This is a genomic window from Polyangium sp. 15x6 (genome assembly GCF_029960785.1).
GTDB lineage: Bacteria > Myxococcota_A > Polyangia > Polyangiales > Polyangiaceae > Polyangium.
Genome location: NZ_JASBQE010000004.1, coordinates 31,144 through 50,663 on the forward strand (window position 1 = coordinate 31,144; position 19,520 = coordinate 50,663).

Annotated in this window: 11 protein-coding genes; 7 read left to right on the forward strand and 4 right to left on the reverse strand. The window is 67.7% G+C overall.

The window, feature by feature from the left end:
* The first annotated feature begins 31 nt into the window (after positions 1 to 31).
* The 6 genes from QHF83_RS04475 to QHF83_RS04500 all read left to right on the forward strand — a co-directional run bounded on the left by QHF83_RS04475 (position 32) and on the right by QHF83_RS04500 (position 9,589).
* A complete protein-coding gene (locus tag QHF83_RS04475) occupies positions 32 to 1,654 on the forward strand; it encodes an amidase (protein ID WP_282416511.1) in 1,623 nt (540 codons plus the stop codon).
* Positions 1,655 to 2,144: 490 nt separating this feature from the next.
* Positions 2,145 to 4,460, forward strand: a complete 2,316-nt coding sequence (locus QHF83_RS04480; protein ID WP_282416512.1) for a family 2 encapsulin nanocompartment cargo protein terpene cyclase — start codon at positions 2,145 to 2,147, stop codon at positions 4,458 to 4,460.
* Positions 4,461 to 4,481: 21 nt separating this feature from the next.
* Positions 4,482 to 5,891 carry a family 2B encapsulin nanocompartment shell protein gene (locus QHF83_RS04485; protein ID WP_282416513.1) on the forward strand — a complete coding sequence of 470 codons (1,410 nt, stop codon included), beginning with the start codon at positions 4,482 to 4,484 and terminating at the stop codon, positions 5,889 to 5,891.
* Between the two features lie 98 nt (positions 5,892 to 5,989).
* Entirely contained in the window at positions 5,990 to 7,390 is a 1,401-nt protein-coding gene (locus QHF83_RS04490) for a family 2B encapsulin nanocompartment shell protein (protein WP_282416514.1), read from the forward strand.
* 14 nt (positions 7,391 to 7,404) lie between these two features.
* A complete protein-coding gene (locus tag QHF83_RS04495) occupies positions 7,405 to 9,090 on the forward strand; it encodes a mechanosensitive ion channel family protein (RefSeq protein ID WP_282416515.1) in 1,686 nt (561 codons plus the stop codon).
* A gap of 91 nt (positions 9,091 to 9,181) precedes the next feature.
* Entirely contained in the window at positions 9,182 to 9,589 is a 408-nt protein-coding gene (locus QHF83_RS04500) for a hypothetical protein (RefSeq protein ID WP_282416516.1), read from the forward strand.
* Positions 9,590 to 9,639: 50 nt separating this feature from the next.
* Here the strand turns inward: QHF83_RS04500 and QHF83_RS04505 are convergent, their stop codons facing one another.
* The 4 genes from QHF83_RS04505 to QHF83_RS04520 all read right to left on the reverse strand — a co-directional run bounded on the left by QHF83_RS04505 (position 9,640) and on the right by QHF83_RS04520 (position 17,660).
* On the reverse strand, positions 9,640 to 10,722 hold the full coding sequence (locus tag QHF83_RS04505; RefSeq protein WP_282416517.1) for an aldo/keto reductase: 1,083 nt from the start codon (positions 10,720 to 10,722) through the stop codon (positions 9,640 to 9,642).
* A gap of 78 nt (positions 10,723 to 10,800) precedes the next feature.
* Positions 10,801 to 11,385, reverse strand: a complete 585-nt coding sequence (locus QHF83_RS04510; protein ID WP_282416518.1) for a TetR/AcrR family transcriptional regulator — start codon at positions 11,383 to 11,385, stop codon at positions 10,801 to 10,803.
* Positions 11,386 to 11,438: 53 nt separating this feature from the next.
* A complete protein-coding gene (locus QHF83_RS04515) occupies positions 11,439 to 15,110 on the reverse strand; it encodes a hypothetical protein (protein ID WP_282416519.1) in 3,672 nt (1,223 codons plus the stop codon).
* A gap of 93 nt (positions 15,111 to 15,203) precedes the next feature.
* The gene (locus QHF83_RS04520; protein WP_282416520.1) at positions 15,204 to 17,660 is read right to left on the reverse strand and encodes an FAD-dependent oxidoreductase; all 2,457 of its coding nucleotides are present in this window, start codon (positions 17,658 to 17,660) and stop codon (positions 15,204 to 15,206) included.
* Between the two features lie 456 nt (positions 17,661 to 18,116).
* Between QHF83_RS04520 and QHF83_RS04525 the strand changes: the two genes are divergently transcribed.
* On the forward strand, positions 18,117 to 19,502 hold the full coding sequence (locus QHF83_RS04525; protein WP_282416521.1) for a PAS domain-containing protein: 1,386 nt from the start codon (positions 18,117 to 18,119) through the stop codon (positions 19,500 to 19,502).
* Positions 19,503 to 19,520: the final 18 nt, after the last annotated feature.

The following is a 19,520-nucleotide window of genomic DNA, read 5'->3' on the forward strand; positions in this document are numbered from 1 at the left end:
CGTTGTGGCAGCCTCTCCACGGCGTGTGGTCATGAAAAACTCGCAATGGCTGATGGGCGCGGCGCTGCTCGGCATGGCACTCATGGGGGCATGTGGCGGGGGTGCGGCCCAAGGCGGCGCTGGCCTCGCCGACCCATCGAAAAGCGCCCGCAGAGGAGCCGCGACCTCCCTCGACGTCGTCGAGCTCAGCGCGGCGGACGCGCGGGATCGCATGGCCAAAGGCATACTCACCGCGCGGGAGCTCACGCAGGCCTACCTCGATCGAATCGCCCGAATCGACGACGCCGGGCCCCGGCTCGACGCGGTCATCGAGCTGAATCCGCGCGCGCTCTCGGACGCCGAGGCGCTCGACGCGGAGCGCAGGGCCGGAAAGGTGCGCGGGCCCCTGCACGGCATTCCCGTGCTGATCAAGGACAACATCGACGTCGCCGGGATGGTGAATTCGGCCGGCTCGCTGGCGCTCGCCGACCATCGGCCGAAAGAGGACGCCTTCCTCGTCGCCCGCCTTCGGGCGGCCGGCGCCGTCATTCTTGGAAAAACCAATCTCAGCGAGTGGGCGAATTTCCGGTCGACCCGCGCGACCTCCGGCTGGAGCTCGCGCGGGGGCCAGACGAAGAACCCGTACGTGCTCGACCGCAATCCCTGCGGTTCGAGCTCCGGCGCCGGCACGGCCATCGCCGCGAGCCTCGGCGCGATCGGGGTCGGCACCGAGACCGACGGCAGCATCCTCTGCCCTTCGGCGGTCAGTGGCCTCGTCGGGCTCAAGCCCACGGTGGGATTGGTCAGCCGCAGCGGGATCATTCCGATCTCGATCTCGCAGGACACCGCAGGACCGATGGCACGGACCGTGACCGACGCGGCCCTCTTGCTCGGCGCCCTCGCGGCCGTCGATCCGGCCGATCCGGCCGCGCCGAAGGAAGGCGGACTTCCGACCGATTACACGACGTTCCTCGCGCCGGATGCGCTCCGGGGCAAGCGCCTCGGCGTGCTTCGTCAGGCCATGGGAGATCACCCCGACGTGGACAGGGCCGCGGAAGCGTCGATTGCGACCTTGCGGGCGCAGGGCGCCGAGGTGGTCGATGTCGAGATGGCCACGTACGACCGCTGGAACGAGCCCGAACTCACGGTCATGTTGTACGAGTTCAAGGACGGCCTGAATGCGTATCTACGCCGGAGCGGCGCGCCGCACGCGTCGCTTTCGGCCCTCATTGCGTGGAACGAGGCCCACGCCGAGACCGTGATGCCGTTTTTCGGCCAGGAGCTCTTCGAAAAGGCGGCGGCGCTCGGGCCGCTCACCGATGCGGTGTATCTCGAAGCGCGCGAGGCCGCGCGGCGCCTCGCGGGCAAGGAGGGCCTGCTCGCGATCCTCGACGGCGGCAAGCTCGACGCCGTCGTCGCGCCGAGCACGGCCCCGGCGTGGCTCACCGATCACGTTTTCGGGGATCATTTCGTGAGCGCGAGTTATGGGGTCGCGGCCGTCGCGGGCACGCCGAGCATCACGGTGCCGATGGGCGATAGCCACGGCTTGCCCCTCGGCTTCGTATTCATGGGGCGCGCCTATTCCGAGGGGGAGCTCCTCGGCATGGCGTTCGCGTTCGAGCAGGCCACGAAGGCGCGGCGAGCGCCGACGTTCGAGCCGACGCTGCGGCGCTGAACGCAAGCCCCGACCTTCGATACGCACACGCTCGCAGAGTGTATTTTTATTCGGTGCTGTGCGTCACCGTGCAGGGGCGTTTGCAGACGATCTCGACAATTCTGGATAAATGTACGAATTTATCCAGTTTTCGGGCGCCGTCTGCAGAAGAACCACGCGTGTGGCGCCGGAAAAACATGCGTCCCCGTTCCATGGCCAAACGTCGATGCGTAAACCATTGAAGATAAAGAACATTTTCCGTTTGCTGGGTCGGGTGTTCAAAAAACGTCACGGACGGTCACATTTCAATTTACTTGCTGGAACTGACTGATCTAGATCCGCTCGTCCGGAAGATCCCGAACGGTCTGTATGGTCGAACCTGATGGGTGCCCTTGTCGCACATTCTCGTGCGAATAGGCCGGGGCGCGTCCGGGATACACATCGCCAAGACATACGGGTCACCATCGTTCGCGTCGTGAATGTCGACGACGCGCGAGAGAAGTCAGCGAACATGCAACCTTTCACGCTGCCCGACTTCTACATGCCGTATCCGGCGCGCATCAATCCCCACCTCGAGGGGGCGCGCGTGCATACCAAGGCATGGTCCTACGAGATGGGAATCCTCGAGGAGAACCCGCAGGGAAAACCCATCTGGACCGAGCAGGACCTCGACGCGCACGACTACGCGCTGCTCTGCGCGTACACCCACCCCGACGCGCCCCCGGCCGAGCTCGATCTCATCACGGATTGGTACGTCTGGGTGTTCTACTTCGACGACCATTTCCTCGAAATCTACAAGCGCACCAAGGACATGTCCGGCGCGAAGGCGTACCTCGATCGCCTGCCGCTCTTCATGCCGGTGGTGCCGACGGGCACGCCGCCAGAGCCGACGAACGTCGTCGAGCGCGCGCTCGCGGATCTCTGGGCGCGCACGGTGCCGCTCACCTCGGTCCATTGGCGCGAGCGTTTCCTCGAAGCGACGAAGAACCTGCTCCTCGAGTGCATGTGGGAGCTCGCCAATATCCAGGAGAACCGCGTCGCGAACCCGGTCGAATACGTCGAGATGCGACGCAAGGTCGGCGGCGCGCCCTGGTCCGCGGGCCTCGTCGAGATCGCGGTCGGCGCAGAGGTCCCGGCCGTCGTCGCGGCGACGCGCCCCCTGGAGGTCCTGCGTGACACGTTCTCGGACGGCGTTCACCTGCGAAATGACCTGTTCTCGTACCAGCGCGAGGTCGAGGAGGAGGGGGAAAACGCGAACTGCGTGCTCGTCCTCGAGCGGTTCCTCGGCGTCCCCACGCAAAAAGCGGCCGATCTGACGAACGAGATCCTGACGTCGCGGCTGCAGCAGTTCGAGAACACGGCGCTCGTCGAGGTGCCGGCGCTCTGCGCGGAGTACGGGCTTTCGCCGGCGCAAGCCCTCGATGTCGCCAAGTACGTGAAGGGCCTGCAGGACTGGCAATCCGGCGGCCACGAATGGCACATGCGGTCGAGCCGCTACATGAATGAAAACGCGGACAAATCCGCGTCCGTGCCCGATTTCCTCGGTGGGCCGACGGGGCTCGGCACCTCGGCGCTTCGGATCAAGCTCACACCCGGCGCGCTCGGTTTGCAGCGGATCAAGACGCTCACCCACACGCCGTTCCGGCCCGTGGGTCGGATGCCGCTCCCGAAGATTCACATGCCGTTCAAGCTCCGGTTGAGCCCGCATCTGCCTGCGTCGCGCCGGAACACCGTCGAGTGGGCCCGCAAGTTCGGGATGCTCGACGTGGTGCCGGGCGTCTTCGGCTCCGGGATCTGGGACGAGCGCAAGCTCATCGGCTTCGATTTCCCCCTGTGCGCCGCGGGCATTCATCCGGACGCGTCCCCGCACGAGCTCGACATCAGCTCGGGCTGGCTGACCTGGGGGACGTACGGCGATGATTATTTCCCGCTCGTCTTCGGCACGAGGCGGGACATGGCGGGCGCGAAGCGGTTCGTCGCACGGCTCTCGATGTTCATGCCCCTCGACTGCGCCGGCGCCCCGGTGCCCGAGAACCCCTTGGAGAGTAGCCTCCTGGATCTCTGGATTCGTACGGCGTCTCCGATGTCGATGAATGCGCGACGGACGCTTCGCCAGAGCATCGAGACGATGTGCGGGAGCTGGCTCTGGGAGCTTTTGAACCAAACCCAGAACCGGATCCCGGATCCGGTCGATTACGTCGAGATGCGCCGCAAGACGTTCGGCGCCGACCTCACGATGGGTCTGTCCAAGCTCACGCTCGGCGACGTCGTCCCGGCCGAACTCTTCCGCACCCGAACGATGCGGAGCCTCGACAACACCACCGCCGACGTCGGCGGGTGGACCAACGATCTCTATTCGTACCGCAAGGAGATCGAATTCGAGGGCGAGCTCAGTAACTTCGTGCTCGTCGTCGAGCGGTTCCTCGAATGCGACGCGCAGCGGGCCAAGGAGGTCGTCAATGACATGCTCACGGCGCGCATCGTGGAGTTCGAGCACATCGTCGCGACCGAGCTGCCCCGCATTCTGGACGAGTTCAAGCTCGAGAAGGCGGCTCGCGACGCCGTGCTCGGATACGTCGAGAAGCAGCGATTGTACATGGCCGGCGTGCTCAACTGGCACGTCCTGACGAGCCGGTACGTGGACACGGAGCTCGAGCGCCACCCGCTCGAGCGAGCGATCGAGGGCGCGCGTGGGTTTGGCGCGTCGGCGGCGCGCATCAGCAGTTTGTTTGGCACCGGAAAGACCGGTGCTGTGGCTCCTGCCGCGAAGGCGGATCTTTCGATGGGTACGGCGCGGGCCGTGCCGTGGAAGCTCGGGCGGTCCTAGCCGTCAAGGAAAGAGGGATTCATGTCAATCTCAGGGAAGTTGGGTTCGGGAATCGATCAGCAGCAGACGAGCCTCGCGACGGCGGCCGCAAGGCAACTCGCGACGACGACGAAGTCCGTCCCGCAGATGCAGGGCATCTCGTCGCGGTGGCTGCTCAAGCTTCTGCCGTGGGTGCACGTGAACGGCGTGTACCGCGTGAACCGCCGCTTGAGCTATGCCGTCGGCGATGGTCGCGTGACGTTCACGAACACCGGCGCCAAGATCCAGGTCATCCCGCAGGAGCTCTGCGAGCTGCCGCTCCTCCGCGGCTTCGAGGACGTCGAGGCCCTCACCGCGCTGGCGAACCGCTTCGTGCAGCGCGATTACAAGCCCGGCGATGTCATTACCGAGCGAGGCAAGGAGGCCGATCACATCTGCCTCATCGCGCACGGCAAGATCAACAAGATCGGCACGGGCAAGTACGGCGACGAGACGGTGATCGCGGTCCTCGCGGACGGCGACCATTACAGCTACCAGGCGCTCCTCGAGACGCAGGACTACTGGACGTTCACGGCCAAGGCGGTCACGGCCTGCACGGTGCTGACGCTCCAGCAGAACGTGTTCGAGGAGCTGGTCGCGCAGTACCCGTCCCTGAAGAAGCACCTCGAGAACTTCAAGGCGCTCGCCACGAAGAAGCAGGACAACACGGGCGAGGCCGCGATCGAGATCTCCGCGGGCCACTCCGGCGAGCCCGTCCTCCCCGGGACGTTCGTCGATTACGAGACCTCGCCCCGCGAGTACGAGCTCAGCGTGGCGCAGACCGTGCTCCAGATCCACTCGCGCGTCGCGGATCTCTTCAATGAGCCGATGAACCAGACCGAGCAGCAGCTCCGCCTGACCATCGAGGCCTTGAAGGAGACCCAGGAGCACGAGCTCATCAACAACCGCGAGTTCGGCCTCCTTCACAATGCCGACCTCAAGCAGCGCATTCACACCCGCAGCGGCCCCCCGACGCCGGACGACATGGACGAGCTCCTCGCCACGGTCTGGCGTGAGCCGTCGTTCTTCCTGGCGCACCCGCGCGCCATTGCGGCGTTCGGCCAGGAGTGCAGCCGCCTCGGCATCTATCCGCAGAGCGTCGAGGTGAACGGCAACCACGTCCCCGCGTGGCGCGGCGTGCCGATCTTCCCGTGCAACAAGATCCCGGTCTCGGACACGCGGACGACCTCGATCCTGCTCATGCGCGCGGGCGAGAAGAACCAGGGCGTCATCGGCCTGCACCACGCCGGCATTCCCGACGAGGTCGAGCCGAGCCTCAACGTGCGTTTCATGGGGATCAACGAGAAGGCCGTCATCTCGTACCTCGTCAGCCTCTATTACTCGGCGGCCGTCCTGGTCCCCGACGCGCTCGGCGTTCTGGAGAGCGTCGAGATCGGGCGCGCCCACGAATGAGCCGTGCGCGGTAGGCGCTCCGCGTGCGTCCCTCGGAGACGCGGGGGACACGCGGAGCGCTCGCTGCTCTCCGAAGCTCGCAGAAGGAAAGGTACGTCATGGCAAACGCCGAAAAACCTGGGATCGGGAACGAGGGGGAGCGTTCGAGCCTCGGGACGCTGGGGGCGCGGAAGCTCGCGACGACGACCAAGTCGCACCCGCAGATGCAGGGCATCACGCCCCGGTGGCTCCTCCGGGCCTTGCCCTGGGTCGAGGTCACGGGCGGCACGTATCGCGTGAACCGCCGCCTGAGTTATGCCGTCGGCGACGGCCGGCTGAGCTTCGGCAACATCGGGGCGAAGGTGCAGGTGATTCCGCAGGAGCTCACGGAATTGCCGCTCCTCCACGGCTTCTCGGACGACGCCTTGCTCGAGACCCTGGCGAGCCGGTTCGTCCAGCGTGAATACAAGCCCGGCGCGCTCATCGCCGAGCGCGGAAAGCCGGCGGAATCCATTTTCCTGATCGCGCACGGAAGGGCCCAGAAGCTCGGCGTGGGCAAGTACGGCGACGACACGATCCTCGACACGCTCGCGGATGGGGACCATTTCGGGGACCAGGCCGTCGTCGAGTCGAACGATCTCTGGACCTATTCGGTCCGGACCGTCACGCCGTGCATCGTGCTCGAGCTCCCGCAGCGCGTGTTCGAGGAGCTGATCGCGCGCTCCCCGGCGCTCCACGCGCACGTCGAGTCCTTCAAGGAGCGGCTGAAGAAGCCGCAGGACAAGATGGGGCAGGCGGCGATCGCGCTCTCCGCCGGTCACAAGGGTGAGCCCACGCTGCCGGGGACGTTCGTCGATTACGAGACCGCGCCGCGTGAATACGAGCTCAGCGTCGCGCAGACGGTCCTCCGGCTCCACACGCGCGTCTCGGACCTCTTCAACGATCCGATGAATCAGCTCGAGGAGCAGCTCAACCTGACGGTCCAGGCCCTCCGCGAGCGGCAGGAATACGAGCTCATCAACAATCGCGATTTCGGCCTCCTGCACAACGCCGATCTCAAGCAGCGCCTCCATCCCCGGAGCGGCCCCCCGACGCCCGACGACATGGACGAGATCCTGTCCCGGCGCCGCAAGTCGCAGTTTTTCCTGGCGCACCCGCGCACGATCGCCGCCTTCCACCGGGAATGCAATCGCCGCGGGGTTCACGCGACGAGCGTCGAGATCTCCGGCTCGAGGGTCTCCGCGTGGCGCGGCGTCCCGCTCCTGCCGTGCGACAAGATCCCGATCAACCCGGATGACACGAGCTCCATCCTCGTCATGCGCACGGGGCAGGAGCATCAGGGCGTCATCGGCCTCCATCGCACGGGCCTCCCCGAGGAAATCGAGCCCGGCGTCTCGGCACGCAAGATGGACACCGACGAGAAGGCCATCAGCTCGTACCTCGTGAGCACGTATTTCTCCGCCGCGGTCCTCGTGCCCGACGCCCTCGGCATCCTGGAGAACGTCCAAATCGGGCGGTAGTCACGGCGGCCCCGATGACCCTGCACCTCGACCTTCTGGCCCACAATCTCATCGCCCTGTGCATCACGATCGTGGTGCTCTTGCTCCTCTCGGAGCTTTTGGTCAGGGTGATTCATCGGGGCTATGCCTTCATCTTGCGCTCGCCGACGCTGGACCACGTCACGGCGGACGAGCGCAAGGCATTCCGTCGCCGCGTTCGTCGTCGCGCGATCGTCTGGGTCGCGTTCATCGTCGCGGTGCTCATGGCCGCCGCGGCCTTCGCCACCTATCGAGGAATCTGGGCCCTCGACGTGGCGAAGAGCGCGCTCGTTGCGCTCGCCGGCGACGATCCCGCGCTCATCAAGACCCGGTTGCTCACGACGTTCGGCATTGCCGCCGGCGCGCTCTTCGCCGACGCCCTCGCCCGGGGGCTCGCGGAGGTGCTGGGCCAGGCCGTCGCGCGCTCGGAGTGGCTCGAAAAACGGCGTGATGCGCTCGCCGAGGTCACGGTACGCCTGCGCAAGGCGCTGCGCGTGGTCGTCCTCGGCGTGGCGGCGGTCCTCCTGGTCGAGAAGCTCACGCTCGCGCCGGGGACCCAGCGCTCCGTCCTGCTCGCGGCCTACACACTCGGGGCTTTCTACGTCAGTCGCCTCGCGACGGGCGTCGGATACCTCCTCCTCGACGTCGTCTTCGACAACTCGACGAGGCTCGCCCGCCTCGAGAGCCCGCTCAGGTACCTCGGCAACCTGTCGCACCTGCTCGGCATCACGAAGCGGGTCGTCGATTATTGCGTGTACCTGACGGCGGCGACGTGGGTCGCGGACGCGCTCACGCCCGACACGTGGCTCTCCCTGGCGGGGCGCGTCGGCATCCGGATCATCGCGATCTTTTATGCGAGCCGGGTCCTCGTCGAGCTCTGCACGCTGCTCATCAACGACCTCTTCCTCGGGAAGGTCGCCGAGGCGAACCCGCAGACGCTCCAGCAACGAAAAACCCTGGTCCCCGTGGCCATGGGTTTCGTGCGGTATGCGATCTATTTCTCGGCGCTCGTGATGGGCCTCCGCGAGGCCTCCATCGATCCCACGCCGCTCCTCGCGGGCGCCGGCGTCCTCGGCGTCGCCATTGGCTTCGGCGCGCAGACGTTCGTCGGGGATATCGTGGCCGGCTTCTTCATCCTCTTCGAGAACCTCCTGCTCGTCGGGGATCTCGTGGAGATCGGCGGCATCCAGGGGCGCGTGGAGGAGATCGGCGTTCGTATCACCAAGATCCGCGACGAGCTCGGCGTGCTCCACTCGATCCCCAATGGCGAGGTCCGCAAGGTCGCGAATCATTCGCGCTCCTTCGTGAATGCGGTGGTCGACGTGCACCTGCCTTACGAAGAGGATCTGCCGCGTGTGCGTGAGCTCCTCACGACCGTCGCCGAACAGGAAGTCGAGGCGCGGACGGGCGCACCCGCGCGCGTGGAGGTCGGCGTGGAAGAGCTGAACGAGGGATCGATCGTCCTGCGTGTCAGCGCGCGCGTGCCGCCCGGCGAGAACAAGGACACGAACGACGCGCTGCGTGGGCGCATCGTGGAAGAGCTTCGCAAAGCCAAGGTCGGCGCGCCGCGCCCGCGTCGCGCGGTCCTCATCGAGAGCACGCTCGGGGTCAAGAACCCGCCCAAGCGCGAAATCGAGGAGTCCGCGCCCATCACGCCGTTCTCGCCGGCGCAAGACGACTGACCCGCCGAGCCGCCTGCCGCGTCGCGGCCTTGCGTCGGGGAGGATTCGGACGTACCCATGTCTGGATCCATCCATCGGCGAGGGGCCACCGATGCACGAAGAGATCGACCCGCAGTACGAGCAGAAGCGCCGCGATCTCACCCGCAAGGGCAAGTTCGCTCTCTTCATGGGATTCACGGTGGCCCTCATCGGAGGGATCACCTTCGCGAGCTTCGCGCTCATGGCCCTGTTCGGGCACTCCTTGTTCCACGTAAAAGCCGAGGCTCAGGGGCTCATGACGCTCGGCTTCGCGGCCTTTCTGTACCTCCTCGGCATCGTGCTGATGGTCGCCGGAGGGCTCGTCGCCCTCGGCGGCATCGCCGTGCTCCTGTTCGCGAACACGGGTCGGATGATGAAGTTCCAGGCCGCGGGCACGCTCCCGGTCGCCAGGGCCGTCGTGCGGCAAGTGAACGCGATGCACCAGGAAACGAGGCAGGACCCCGAGCGCCGCGGCCCCTGAACGTCCGACGCTCCGGGCCCTTTGCGCCGGCACCGTATTCCTTCAGGCACTCATGGCCGTGTATACCCCACCGGTTTGTCGCTCACCGACGCCCCGCCGTGCAGCATCGTCTGGTAGGCATCGCCGAACATCTTGTAGGGGAACGGCGGCGGGAGCGTGCTCGCCTGATCGAGCGCCCGGCGCAGCTCGGCCGGAATCTCGAAATCGAGCGCGGCGAGGTTGTCCTCGAGCTGCGCGAGCTTGGTCGCGCCGAGGATCACCGAACCGACGCCCGGCTGCGTCGCCGTCCAGTTCAACGCCACCTGCGCCATGCTGCGCCCGAGCTCCTTCGACGCCGTTTCCACGGCCGCCACGACGCCCCAGTTGCGCTCCGTGAACAGCCCGAGCTGGGTGCCGGCGTCGCCCTTCGTGAGCCGCCCCTCGCCCTCGCCGCGGCCCTCGCTCGGCCGGTATTTGCCCGAGAGCAGGCCCCCGCCGAGCGGGCTCCACGCGGTGATGCCCATGCCGAGCGTCTGCGCGAGCGGCGTGAATTCGTGCTCGATGTGGCGCTCCACGAGCGAATACTGGAGCTGCAGGTTGACGATCGGCGCGAGCGCGTGCGCCTCGGCGAACGTCTGCGCGCGCGCGGCATACCAGGCGGGCACGTCGGACAGACCGGCATAACGAATCTTGCCCGCGCGCACGAGGTCGTCGAACGTGCGCACCACCTCCTCGGCGGGCGTGAGGCGATCCCACGTGTGCAGGAGGTAAAGATCGATGTAATCGGTCCCGAGCCGCCGGAGTGACGCCTCCACCGCGCGCATCATGTTCTTGCGGCCGTTGCCGCCGGCGTTCGGGTTTCCCGGTTCGAGGCCGTAGGTGTACTTGGTGGTCAAAACGACGCGATCGCGCGCGCCGCGCTCGGCGATGAACTTGCCGAGCATGGTCTCGCTGGTCCCTCGCGTGTAGAGGTCCGCGGTGTCGAGGAAGTTGCCGCCCGCGTCGAGGTAGCGGTCGAAGACGGCGCGGGCGGTTTCTTCGGACGAACCCCACGCGCCCCAGGCCCCGTCGGTGCCGAACGTCATGGTCCCGAGGGCCAGGCGGCTGACACGAAGCCCCGAGCGGCCGAGCAAAAAGTATCGATCGAGAGACATCACGGACTCCTTGGTTGTTGATGGATCAGTCCAGAATGAAGCGAACGAACGCGGGCGCCCTCGCACCCGCGCATGGAACTAGCGAGATTTCAGGGAGGTGAGCGCGACGGCGGCGATGTCGCGGAGGGCCTCGGGCGTGGCTCCCGCTTTCGCCATGACCCGCAGGCCTTGCACCGTGGCGAGCAGGAAGCGCGCGACTTTCCGCTCGTCGACGCACCGATCGACCTCGCCCTTGCGCTTGGCTTCCCGCACGATCCGTTCGAACGCGGTCTCGCAGAGGATCGTCCCGGACTTCGCGAGCGACGCGACCTCCGGATCCTTTTGCGCGAGCTCCACGATGGAGCTCACGTACATGCAGCCCCGCGCTCGCTCGGCGGGCGTCTCGGCGGCGACGGCCATCAAGACCTCCTCGATCGCCCGGACGGGTGATTCCCCGGCCTGGAGGCGCTCGATGAGCTGCGCGCCGCTCTCCGCTTGATACCGCTGCAGCGCTTCGAGGTAGAGCCGACGTTTGTCGCCGAAGGTGTCGTACATGCTCTGGCGCCCGATGCCCATCGCGCGCAAGAGATCCTCCGTCGAGGTCGCCTCGTACCCCTTCTCCCAGAAGACGGCCATGGCGCGCTTCACCACCTCGTCGCGGTCGAACTCCTTCGGGCGCGCCATGCTCGCACGGAACCTTCTAGCCGTTCTGGACTGTACTGTCAAGTAGCGGGGAGCTAGGGCGTCTTTCCTCGCGACCGCATCAAGTCGAGATCGAGCTGCTCCTCGGGTTGCCCGGGCTGGATGCGCGACTCGATCTCCACCGCGTGGCGCACTTCCTCTCGGTCGAACACCTTCTCGGCTTCCTTTTCGAGCTCGGCGTCGCCCGCGAGGCGCGCGAGGATCCAGTCCGTGAGGACCGGCCGTCCGTCGAGCTTGCCCCGCAGCAGGGCTACCGCCTCGGCGAGCTCCGGCTGCTTGCGCAGCGCCGCGAGCACCTCGGCCCCGTCCGGCCCGAGGCTCGCGCGGTAGGCGAGCCGCAAGCTCGAGAGCCGCCGACCCTCGGCCTGCCACGCCTTCGCGAGGGCCGGCGAGATGGCCTTTGCCCGGCCAAACGCCGCGGCGGAGAGGCCGTTCGCGAGGGTCCACGCCGGGATGCCCTCGGGCCAGAGTTCGTGCGCGCGCCGATAGGCCTTCGCCATCTCGTCGAGGTTCTCCGCGGAGTCGTCGACGTACATCCGCGTCCGCAAGAGCTCCGCGAGCGTGAACCACGCGGCCGCCGCCGCCTCCGCCTTGCGCGACTTCGTGAGCTCCGGAATGCGCCTCCGCCAGGTCTCCGCCTCGGCCTTCGACGAGCGGTCGAGCTCCGCGTCCTGCTGCCCCGTGAGCCATACCGCCGCATCCGCCGCGGTGTTTTGCCGGTCGATCGGCGGCATCGTCTGCAGCCGCGCCAAGAGCTCCGCGAGCCCTTTCCCATCCGCGCGCAGGCCGAGCCACGTGGATTCGCGCCGGTACGCCGACTCCTTCTGTGGCGCCAGGATCTGCTCCCTTCGCGACAGCTCCAGTGCGCGCCGCTGGTTCGGGTCCTTCTCCAGCGCCGCGAGAAGGTCCCCGCGCAGCGGACCGTCGGCCATCGCCCACGCGAGCCTCGACGCGTCGTTCCGATCGAGCCGCAAGGCTTTCATGTCGACCCACCGCTCGAGCACGGTCACGACCGACTGGTACTCGAGCGCGTCCGCCAGGTTGCCGATCACGATCGCGCTGTCGCCTTCGAGCCGCATCGCGACCTCGAAGCCTTTGATCGCCGCGCGCAAGTGGGCGACGTCGCCCGTCGCCTCGTAACGCCCGCTGTGCGCCACGGCGGCATTGTTCGCGGCGGTGGCGGTGCGCGTGGCGTCCTTCTCGTGAAACGCCGCTTCCGCGGCGAACGCCTTGTCCGCCTCCGCGAGGTTGCCCTCCGCGATCGCGCGCGCTCCCTTCACCTGAAGAAGCTGCACCTTGATGTAAGGTGAGCTCGGATCGGCGAGGCCCAGCCACTTCTCCCGGTCCTCGAGGCTCGTCGAGATGTTCGCGCGGAGGATGGCCGCGCCGTAGCGTTTGTCCTGCTCCACGCTGGTGTCGTTGTACACGGCCTCCACCACCTGCCGCGCTTTGGGCTCCAGGCCGAGCTCGCGGTAGGCGTTCGCCACGCCGAGGGACAGCGCAGGATCCTTTTTCTGGAGGACCCCTTCGAACTCCGCGTCGCCGTCCGCGGCCCGCCCGAGCCGGTGATACACCTGTCCGAGCCCGAGGTGATACAGCGGATCCCCCGCGGCCTCGCCGCGCAGCGCGAGGAATGCGCGCTCCGCCTCTTCGAGCAGCGCCCGCTGCGTGTCGCCCGTCGTCGTCGCGGCCCGCCGGAGCTTGATCATGCCGAGCGAGATCGACGCGGGGATCACCGCCTCGTGCCGCAAGAGCGCGGCCTGCAGGGACGCGAGCGCGGGATCGCTCCGGAACTGCTCGGCGATGTAGCCCTGGATGAGCTCTCGCTCCTCTGCCTCCGTCGCGCCCTGGAGTTTGGCCAGGAGATCCCCCGGCACCTTGCCCGTGCGGAGCTCGTCGTCGATGCGCTTCTCGATCGTCAGGCTCGCCGCGCGGAACGCGCGCTGCACCTCCTGGAAATCGGGCAGGCGCTCCTTCACGAGGGCCGTGAGGATCGCGTCGGCCTCGTCGAGGTTCCCCGCCTCGGCGTGTGTATCGGCGAGCGCCTGCTGCGCCAGCGCCGTGAGCCGGCCGGGCGGACCGAGCCCGCCGAGCAATTTCAATGCGGCCTTCGTGTCGCCGCGGCTCCGCTGCCCCGCGGCCATCCCGATGGCGAGCTCCTGGTGCCCCCGTCGCTGCGCGATCGCCACCACGAGCGCCACTTCGTCGTTCGCTTCGAGGATCGCCCGATCCTCCGCGAGCTTCTTCCGCGCTTCTTCGAGGCGCTTCTCCACGTCGGCCGCGGCGTCCGCCTGGCCGTGCTTCGAGGCCTGCCTCGCCCACGCCATCGCCTCGGTTTCGGCCTCGATCCAGAGCGAAGGCGCCGGCCCGAAGCTGTCGAGGGTCTTCTTCGCCGCCTCGATCGAGGCCACGTCGCCGAGCGCCACGTAATGGCGTAGCGCGCCGATCGGTCGGCTCTCCGCCATTCCGTCGGCGAGGTGTTTCCGGAGGCGCGCGCGCCGCGTGATGATGGCCGTCGCCTCCGCGCGACCTTCGACGGCGCTCGCGGCCATGTCGAGCACGGTGAGCGACGCGGCCGCTTTTTCGGGCGTATCCTCGCCGATCTGATCGGCGAACGCGGAGAGCCGCTCGGCGAGCAGGACGCCCGCCTTGCCGTACCGCGTGCCGATCGGCAGCTCGTTGAAGGCGTTCATCACGCGGCCGATCGCTTCGAGCGACGCCACGGTCGCCGGCTCGCGCACGCCTTCCGCGGTCACGAGGCGCACGATGGATGCGGCGACCTCGTCCTTGTCGACCTCGCGGGGATAGGTCCCGAGCACGAGACGATAGTGCGAGAGCGCGCCCTCGTAATCCCCCTTCGCCTCGGCCTCGCGCGCCTCCGCGAGCGCGATGGACGCTTTGCGCGCGGGGGAGTCGAGGTAACTCGATACGCCCACCGAGGCCACGGCGCCGAGCGTCCCGAGCAGGGCGAGCCCGCGCCAAACCTTGGCGATCGGGCCGAGCGGCTCCTTCGCGAGGAACTGGTAGGTCGTCGAGTCCACGTCGCGGACGCGGTAGGCCGCGACGGGAACGATCGGAACGAACAGCACGCAGAAGCAGTACGTCGCGACGTACGAGCCGTCGGGCCAGCGGTCGCGCGCGCCGTAGAGCCGGAAGCCGATGCCGTTGAGGGTGAAGAGCGTCGGCGCGCGTTCGAGCGGGCGTGGGGCCTTCTCCGCCTCGCGGAGGGCGTCGCGGAGCGCGCGGCTCTTCACCGCGCGGCGAGCTTGCGCGAGGGCGCGATCGGCCCGCTTGAAATGGCCGGCCCGCTGGAGCCATCGCGCATGCGTGAGCCGAGCGAAGACCGGGAGCTCCTCGGCGGCCGCCTCGTACTCGGCCCGCACCTCGGGCGCCTGCGCGAGCCTCAGGGCCTTTCCGAGCAGCCGCCGCGCCCCGTCGAGATCGCCGCTCGCGGCGCTGAGGCCCGCGACCTCGCCGAGCAGGACGGCCACGCGGCCCTTGATGCGCGGCGCGAGCTCGGCGTCGGCGGCGAAGAGCGCATCGTCGAGCTGCGAGAGCACGTCTCGTTCGAGCGTATCGCGGACGAACGTGACGCGCGGGCGCGCGCGGGCCCAGTCTTCGCGCTCGGGATCCGGCTCCAGGATGGTCTCGGCGAGGATTTCGTCGACGGTGCTGACGCCCTCTGCGAGCGTTTCGATCGTGGCCATGGCGCCGTAGGAGAGACAAACGGCGCACCGCCGTCAACCAGAATGCTTGTCCCGCTCACACCTTCTTGGGTCGAGGGCGGGATGAACCCGGACTCACGCCTTCACGCGCTTCGCTTCGGGATCATAGAGCGGCTTGAGCGAGGCGACGGCCGGATAGAGCTTGCCGGCGATGTCGACCTCCCACGTGGCGTTTTCGAGGTACTTCGTGTCGACGGGCTCGCCCGCTTCCACCATGACGAGGCCGACGGCGCCGCCCACGGTGTGCCCGTACGAAGCCGCGCGCACGTAGCCGATGGGCTTTCCATTGCGACGCACGACCTCCGCGTGGAACATCAAGGCCTCCGGATCCTTCACGAGCACCTGCACGATCCGGCGCTTGAGCGGCCCCGCGGCTTTCTTCGCGAGCACCGCTTCCCGCCCGAGGAAGTTCGGCTTCTTCAGGTCGACCGCGAAGCCGAGCCCCGCCTCGAGCACCGAATCGGTGTTGTCGATGTCGTGCCCGTAATCGCGGTAGCCCTTCTCCATGCGGAGGCTCGCCAGCGCCTTGAGCCCGGCGTGCTTGAGGTCGACGCGCTTTCCCGCCTCGACGAGGCGATCGTAGACGTGCGTGGCCTGCTCCGTGGGAATGTAGAGCTCGTAGCCGAGCTCGCCCAGGTACGTGATACGCACGCAGAGCGCGCGGGCGAACCCGATGTCGATCTCCCGCGCGGCGCGGAACGGGAACGCCTCGTTCGACAAGTCCTGGGACGTCACGAGCTGCATGAGCTCGCGCGACCGCGGGCCCTGGATGTTGATCTGCGCATACCCGGACGTCACGTCCGTCACGAATGCGTGCATGTCCGGCGACGCATGCCGTCGCATCCACGTGAGCACGTGGCGGTGCGCCGTGTCCGAGGCGACGACCCAGTATCGCTCGTCGTCGAGCTTCGTGACCGTGAGGTCCGCCTCGATCGTGCCGCCCGCGTTCAGCCATTGCGTGTACGTGATGACGCCCGGCGCGCCGTCGACGCTGTTCGCGGAGATGTAATCGAGCAGCTTGCCCGCGTCCCGGCCCTGCACCAGGAATTTCGCCATGAACGACATGTCCATGAGGATCACGCCCTCGCGGCAGGCGCGGTGCTCCGCTTCCCAATACGGGAACCAGTTCTGCCGGCCCCAGGAGAGGCGCTCCACCTTCGGCGGGACGCCGGGCGGCGCATACCAGTCCGCGCCTTCCCAGCCGCTCACGTCCTTGAAATAGGCGCCCTGGGCCGCGAGCCTCTCGTGAATGGCCGAGGTCTTCGCGCCGCGCGCCGTCTGCATCGAGCGCGTCGGGTAATGGCATTGATAGACCATCCCGAGCGACTCGACGGTGCGCGTGCGGCGGTATTCGGGGTTCGCCTGGTACGTGTGCAGCCGGTCGATGTTCATTCCCGTGACGTCCACGTCGGGCCGGCCGTTGATGATCCAGTGCGCGAGCACGCGCCCGAGCCCGCCGCCCGTGAGAATGCCGATCGAGTTCAGGCCCGCGGCGACGAAGTAATTCTTGATTTCCGGCGCCTCGCCGACGACCGGCGCGAGGTCCGGCGTGAAGCTCTCGGGCCCGCAGAAAAACTTGCGGACGCCTACCTCCAGCGTGACGGGCACGCGCCGCATCGCCTTCTCGACATAGGGACCCATCCGATCCCAGTCCGGGGTGATCTCGCCGAAGGAAAAATCATCCGGCACGCCCTCGATCTTCCACGGCGCGCAGAGGGGCTCGAAGAGGCCCACCATCATGCCGCCGACCTCTTCGCGGTAATACCCGTACGAGCCCGGATCCTCGAGCACCGGCATCGATTTCGGCAGGTCGGGGATCTTGGCCGTGATCAGGTAATAATGCTCGGCCGATTGCAGCGGGATGTTGATCCCCGATTTCGCGCCGAGCTGCCGCGCCCACATGCCCGCGCAGTTCACCACGTACTCGGCCTCGATGTCGCCGAACGGCGTCTGCACCCCGGCGACGGCGCCGCGCTTCGTGAGCACGCCGGTGCAGGGCACGTTTTCGAGGATCGTCGCGCCTTGCATCTTCGCGCCCTTCGCGAGCGCCATCGTGATGTCGACCGGGTTCGCCTGGCCGTCCTCCTTCACATAGAAGCCGGCCAGGATGTCGTCGGTCCGCGCGAGCGGGAAGAGCTCCTTCACCTGCGAGGGCGAGATCTCGTGCACGTCGACGCCGCAGTGGCGGTTGAACGCCGAGACGCGCCGGTACTCCTCGAGCCGGTCCGGATCCGCCGCGACCTCGATGAACCCGACGGGCTTGAACCCGGTGCCGAGGCCCGTCTCCGCTTCGAGGCGGGTGTAGAGGTCGCGCGTGTACTTGCGCATCTCGGTCGACGTCTCCGACGTCGAGCCGAACGTGACGATGAGCCCGGCGGCATGCCAGGTCGTGCCGGAGGTGAGGCGGTCCCGTTCGAGCAGGACCACGTCCTTCCAGCCCATGTGAGCCAGATGGTAGGCGACGGAGCAGCCAATGACCCCGCCACCGACGACGACGACACGCGCGCGTTTCGGCAGAACCGGTACGGACATGGCGTGCTCATGCCTGAAACCGTCGCCCGCGTCCAAGTCCATCGATGCCGAACGTGACGATTCACACCCGAAGGTGGGGTCGTGATGTGAGATGAAAAACGTTGCTGCGCCGAAGTCGGTCGGCGGATCCCGAGCGGCCGAGGAGCCACGGCGCCTGCCCGACCGTGGGCGCGCGCGCGCCGCGATAGCGCGTGGCGGGCCGGGTCGACCGTTCGTCCTGAGCGCTCCGCGCCAGCGCATACGAGCCGAGCGCGACGGCGGGCGGCAGGTGTTGCCATTCGGGCACGATCCTTTGGCGCGGAGTCGAAATCGTGCGCAGAGCCATCGCTCGCGCAGAGCCGTTGCGCGGCGCCGGCAGGCACGTCTCCGACGCGTCAATCCGTTGACGAGGTAGCGACGTGTTCGTAGATTGATCGGATTCCACTCCATCTGCGTGGACGCGAGGGGGAGGACATCGTGTATCTTCCGATGGAAAACGAGTGCGCGGCGCTCCGCGCGCGGGTCGCCGAGCTGGAGGCGCGACTCGCTGCTCGATCGCCCGTCGTGACGAATGGCCACCATCGCGAGGTGATCCCCGCCGATCACGAGGCCGAGACGCGGCTCCTCCGGGCGGCGCTGCATAGCCTCGCCGACGCCGTGGTGATCTGCAACCGCGAGGGCCGCACCATCCACTTCAACGCGGCCGCGACGGGCATCTTCGGTGAGCTATCGAGAGAGGTCACCTCCGAGGAGCTGTCGACGCGATACGGCCTCTTTCATCCGGATGGCGTGACGCGCATCGCGGCGAACGATCTGCCGTCCCACCGCGCCCTTCGGGGCGAGAACGTCGACGGCATCGAGCTCGTCGTGCGAAGGGAGGGCCTGCCGGCCTGCATGTACATCGAATGCTCCGCGCGTTGCATTCGCGACGCCGAGGGATCCATCTGCGGCGCCGTGGTCGTGTGCCGCGACCTCGGCGAGCGCAGGCGGTACGAGGCCGAGCGCGAGCGGCGGCTCCGCGCCGAGAAGGAGCGGCTCGCCGCCGAGAACGAGCGGGTCCGCATGGCGCGGATCCTGAGGAGCCTGCTCGATCACCTCGACATCATCGTCTGGGCGACCGACGAGAAAGGTACCTTCACGTTCCACGACGGCCGCGGCGCCGAGGCGGCCGGCCTCACCCGGGGCTGGCTCCTCGGCAAGAATGCGCACGACGTCTACCCCGAGGACATGCTCATCCACCGCGCATTGTCGGCGGGGGTCCCTGGGCACGACCGCAACGAGGCCCACGGGATCGCCTGGGAGCATTGGGCCATTCCGACGACCGACGACGGGAAGCCTTCGGGCGTCATCGGGCTGAGCCTGAACGTCACCGAGGCCTATCACGCCAAGCTGGAGCTCGAAGCGAAGCTCGCCCTCATTCAGCGGCAGCAGGAGGTCATCTTCAACCTGGAGACCCCGATCATCCAGGTCTGGGACCGCGTCCTCACGCTGCCGATGGTGGGCGTCGTCGACAGCCAGCGCGCCGCGCGCGTCACGGACAACGTCCTCGCGGAGGTCTCGCGCACGCAGGCGCGCTTCGCGATCCTCGATTTGACGGGCGTCGACGTGGTCGATACGGCCACGGCTGGCCACATCCTCAATATCATCGCCGCCGTTCGCCTCCTCGGGGCGGAAGGGATCATCACGGGGATTCGCCCGAACATCGCCCAGACCATGATCTCCCTCGGCCTCGATCTGTCGCGCGTGCGCACGCTGGCGACCTTGCGCGACGGCCTCTCCCTCGCCATTCGAGAGCTCAACGGGGCCTCCGGCGCCACGTTCGGGGCTGGAGCGCGGACGGCCCGCAGCGCCCGACCCGGTTGAGTCACGGCCACGCACGAA

What these genes read in the sequence shown, in the direction of transcription:
- QHF83_RS04505 (WP_282416517.1), bottom strand. Translation starts at nt 10,722, where the DNA reads ATGTCTCTCGATCGATACTTTTTGCTCGGCCGCTCGGGGCTTCGTGTC.
- QHF83_RS04490 (WP_282416514.1), top strand. Translation starts at nt 5,990, where the DNA reads ATGGCAAACGCCGAAAAACCTGGGATCGGGAACGAGGGGGAGCGTTCG.
- QHF83_RS04520 (WP_282416520.1), bottom strand. Translation starts at nt 17,660, where the DNA reads ATGTCCGTACCGGTTCTGCCGAAACGCGCGCGTGTCGTCGTCGTCGGT.
- QHF83_RS04515 (WP_282416519.1), bottom strand. Translation starts at nt 15,110, where the DNA reads ATGGCCACGATCGAAACGCTCGCAGAGGGCGTCAGCACCGTCGACGAA.
- QHF83_RS04485 (WP_282416513.1), top strand. Translation starts at nt 4,482, where the DNA reads ATGTCAATCTCAGGGAAGTTGGGTTCGGGAATCGATCAGCAGCAGACG.
- QHF83_RS04500 (WP_282416516.1), top strand. Translation starts at nt 9,182, where the DNA reads ATGCACGAAGAGATCGACCCGCAGTACGAGCAGAAGCGCCGCGATCTC.
- QHF83_RS04480 (WP_282416512.1), top strand. Translation starts at nt 2,145, where the DNA reads ATGCAACCTTTCACGCTGCCCGACTTCTACATGCCGTATCCGGCGCGC.
- QHF83_RS04495 (WP_282416515.1), top strand. Translation starts at nt 7,405, where the DNA reads ATGACCCTGCACCTCGACCTTCTGGCCCACAATCTCATCGCCCTGTGC.
- QHF83_RS04475 (WP_282416511.1), top strand. Translation starts at nt 32, where the DNA reads ATGAAAAACTCGCAATGGCTGATGGGCGCGGCGCTGCTCGGCATGGCA.
- QHF83_RS04510 (WP_282416518.1), bottom strand. Translation starts at nt 11,385, where the DNA reads ATGGCGCGCCCGAAGGAGTTCGACCGCGACGAGGTGGTGAAGCGCGCC.